The sequence below is a fragment of the Chitinophaga sp. genome (genome assembly GCF_035564935.1).
GTDB lineage: Bacteria > Bacteroidota > Bacteroidia > Chitinophagales > Chitinophagaceae > Chitinophaga.
The window spans coordinates 1-2,748 of record NZ_DATMTE010000984.1; the positions used below are offsets into that span (position 1 = coordinate 1).

The following is a 2,748-nucleotide window of genomic DNA, read 5'->3' on the forward strand; positions in this document are numbered from 1 at the left end:
CGTCATGACAAAAATCCGCACCGCGTGCTTATTCCTCTTGCTCCCTTTATGCGCAGCAGCACAAAAAAAGAAAAACAGCCCGGCCGGCAGCCAGGATGTTATCAAGGTACCACTCCGGGCCGAACATTGGTCTTTCCAACCCGGCACTGTGGAGTTCACTACCTATAAATCGGTGCCGGCCATGAAGCTGCTGAATAAGAGCGATACCGTTGTGTCGAAACAGCTGGATTTTACAAACGGCACCATCGAATACGATATGCTGTCCTCCTCGCCGTTCTCTTCGTTCTACTTCAGGCGCGCCAGCCGTAAAGAAAACGAATGCTTTTATTTCCGCACTTTCGTTTCGGGAACCGACAATGCGGTGCAATATGCACCCACCCTTGATGGGATTAATATGTGGGATATGCTGCCACAGTACCAAACCGCCGCATGGATCAATAAAGACGACTGGAACCATGTAAAGCTGGTGATTTCCGGCAGGCAGATGCGCGTATATGTAAACGATACCTCAAAGCCCGCGCTGGAAGTGCCTTACCTGGAAGGCAATACCTGGCATGGCGGTATCGCATTCGACGGGCAAACCATTATTGCCAACGTAGTGGTGAAACCGGACCAAACGGAAGGGCTCCCTCCGGGCGCAGGAACCGACATCACCAACAACAATCCCTCTTACCTGCGGACCTGGCAAATCACCCAGCCAATGATCACTCCCGAAAAAGTGGATTTCAGTAAAGCCTGGATACCAGGTAAGGATGCCCCCTGGGAAACCATCCGGGCCGAAAGAACAGGACTGATCAATGTAACCCGGAAGTTTGGCAGCGCAGAAAACCGCGCCCGGCGCATTGTGTGGCTGAAAACAAATATCCGTTCCACCGTGGCGCAAACACGGCATATGCACCTCGGCTTCAGCGATGAAGTATGGGTATTTGTAAACGATAAACCGGTGTATATCGATAAAAACCTTTACGGCTACCCCATCCTCAAACAACCGGATGGCCGCTGTTCCATTGAAAACGCCTCCTTTGCACTCCCGCTGGTAGCCGGCAGCAACGAAGTACTGATTGGCCTGGCCAACGATTTCTACGGCTGGGGAATCATGGCCAAACTGGATAAATTCGAAAATGTCATTTTTGATAAATAACCCTCCTTCCGCCAGGCGGCCCCCGTGAGGGCTGCCTGGACAGGCAGGGATTACTGCATTACCATCTTCTCCCAAAAAATAACCGCCTTTTAAAAATATCATACAGAAATAAGTACCTGGATAGCGGAAGTTTATTTTGTTTCCAATAACTTTAGGTACCATGAAACAAACATTGGCAGATACCGAGCTGACCGGGCCGGTAAAGCAAATGAAATACGCTACCACAGACCCCGATGGCAAATACTACGGGTATGAGCTTTCTTTTTTTGATGAAAAAGGCCTGTTGCTCAAATGGGAAGATTATACCGCAGGTCATCAACTGGACAAAACCCTGTTGTATACTTTTGACGATAAGGGAAACCTGGTGGAAAAAACACTGACCTCCGCCACCAAAGGACCTATCTACAAAAACAGTTATTTCGAAAACGGGGAGCTGAAAGATTGTACAGAATATTATGGGGAAGACACCCTTTATACCCTGTACGATGAATCCGGCAACGTACTGCAACAAATGGAAAACAATGATCCCACTCCCGTAGAAGAAGATCCTTACAACGAGCAATGGGAAACCAATACCCATACCGATACCGACGGCTGCCGGATAGAGATCAGCCGCTACTATTCTTTCGGCGCATTACAGGAAATCACCAGGAGCAGGTACAACCACCGTGAGCAATTACTGGAGGAATATAAGTTCAGGGACACCGCCGGTTTAGATGATAATAATCCCACGGAAACTACTATCTGCCAGTATAATGAACAGGGACACCTGATCACAAAAATATCCGACAGGACCACTACCACTGATACCGTAGAAAGAACGGTATACCGGTATGAATTTACCTATGATCTCTACCACAACTGGATAGAAAAAGTAGAGATCATGAACAATAAGGTAACGGGTTATCAAGACAAAGTCCGCTTTATCCGCCGGAGAGAAATCTTATATGCCCCTTAAAATCTGCACACATGCTATCTAACCGTCACCAGATCTTTATGGAAGTAGCCCACCAGAAAAGCTTTTCAAAAGCCAGCCAGGCCCTATTCATTTCCCAACCGGCCGTGAGCACCCATATCAAAGGACTGGAAGAACAGTATAAAACCAAGTTATTTGAAAGAAAAGGATTACAGATAGAACTGACCGAAGCCGGGCAGCTGCTGTACAACCGTTTGCTTACCGTACGGCATATTCAACAGGAAACGGAATTTGATATTTCGGTGATCCACGACAAACAGCAGGCTACCGGCATGCTCAACCTGGGCGCCAGTACCACTGCCGCCCTTTACATATTACCCAAAGTGATGTCGGCCTTTCACCGGGAATACCCCCTGGTGGATATTTCCCTGCTCAACAGGAACAGTGAGATAGTATTGCAGGCGCTGCTCGACAAAGAAATTAATATCGGCGTTACCGAAGAAAAAGGACAGCTGAGCAATATCACCTACCAGCCTTTCCTGAAAGACCAGATCGTAGCCGTGTGCAGCCGTGATAACCTGCTGGCCCGCAAAAAGAATTACCCGCTGAAAGATATCCTGCAAATGCCTGTAGCCATCAGGGAACGCGGCAGCGGCACCCTGGAAGCACTCAAAAAAGGGCTTCAGAAAAG

The 2,748-nt window shown here is 48.3% G+C and carries 3 protein-coding genes; all 3 read left to right on the forward strand.

All coding sequences use genetic code 11. The annotated features are described in order from the left end of the window. A partial coding sequence (locus tag VN105_RS25520; protein ID WP_325645574.1) for a hypothetical protein occupies window positions 1-1,141 on the forward strand: 1,141 nt, incomplete at its 5' end. 160 nt (window positions 1,142-1,301) lie between these two features. Continuing rightward, the gene (locus VN105_RS25525) at window positions 1,302-2,099 is read left to right on the forward strand and encodes a hypothetical protein (protein ID WP_325645575.1); all 798 of its coding nucleotides are present in this window, start codon (window positions 1,302-1,304) and stop codon (window positions 2,097-2,099) included. 11 nt (window positions 2,100-2,110) lie between these two features. Beyond that, on the forward strand, window positions 2,111-2,748 hold a 638-nt coding region (locus VN105_RS25530; RefSeq protein WP_325645577.1), incomplete at its 3' end, for a LysR family transcriptional regulator.